The sequence below is a fragment of the Bartonella sp. AC130YNZD genome (assembly GCF_042196865.1).
In the GTDB taxonomy this organism is placed as follows: Bacteria; Pseudomonadota; Alphaproteobacteria; order Rhizobiales; family Rhizobiaceae; genus Bartonella.
Genome location: NZ_JBHIQZ010000134.1, coordinates 1 through 849 on the forward strand (window position 1 = coordinate 1; position 849 = coordinate 849).

Here is an 849-nt window from a genome sequence, read left to right on the forward strand (position 1 = left end):
CTTTCAATGGATTTATTTACAATAAAAAGGCTCTAAAGCCTGTTGATATTTTATCTCCGTTTTTCAAGACAGTTCTGGACTGAGTTGAGATGGTAAATTGAGAAAACAATCCCGCCATTCCAAGTAAAGGCAAGGATGGCAGATTGTTGGTCATTACAAACAGCAAGACTTAAGGTTTGCATTCAGGTGCATTTTTATATTTTTTACAAAACGGGCTGTTTAAGCGCTTCTTGACACTGCGCTGTGGAACAACAGCGCCTGGACGACAAATCGGAAGGTTTTCGGCTCTAAAAGTATAACACCATCCTCCCTCATGTTCATTTTCATAATGGAAACCTGCTTGAACCATACAAGCATGAATTGTTGCCCATGCATTGTTACTTAGCTTTCTGCTTTCTGGATCAGTATAATAAGGAGTTGGCATTCCACATTCTAACAAGGCTTTTCCTACCTCAGTAAAATCTGCTCCTGGTTTCTTCCACGCTGCCACCTCTCCTAGAGGAGGTTTGTTAAATTGACATCCTGCAATACTGAACAAAGTTACAGCGCTTAATAATTTTAGGGTTTGTTTCATTTTTTACTCCATGATTTACTTAAAGGAAATTGTTCACGATGAGATGAACCATAATCATATCTACATTGTGGACTCGCATCTCCAAGGCAAGTATGGGAGCTTATGGGATTCATGATCACTCTCCACCATTCTTTCCACATGTTACTACCAGTAGGTATTGTCTCGTAAGTATAGCCATTGCCGCCAATAATTCTGCTAACAAAGTCATATCTATTCCCATCAAAACCAACAATGGTTTGTTTGCTATCACTCACATACCCTAACAGACCGGATGC

General features: G+C 39.7%; 1 protein-coding gene and 1 pseudogene. Both read right to left on the reverse strand.

Annotation, left to right across the window (positions count from 1 at the left end; genetic code table 11):
* Positions 1-169: 169 nt before the first annotated feature.
* Positions 170-574 carry a hypothetical protein gene (locus tag ACFINU_RS10105; RefSeq protein ID WP_375607590.1) on the reverse strand — a complete coding sequence of 135 codons (405 nt, stop codon included), beginning with the start codon at positions 572-574 and terminating at the stop codon, positions 170-172.
* Positions 571-849, reverse strand: a pseudogene (locus ACFINU_RS10110) (filamentous hemagglutinin); the annotation flags it as partial. The gene ACFINU_RS10105 and the pseudogene ACFINU_RS10110, both read right to left, overlap by 4 nt.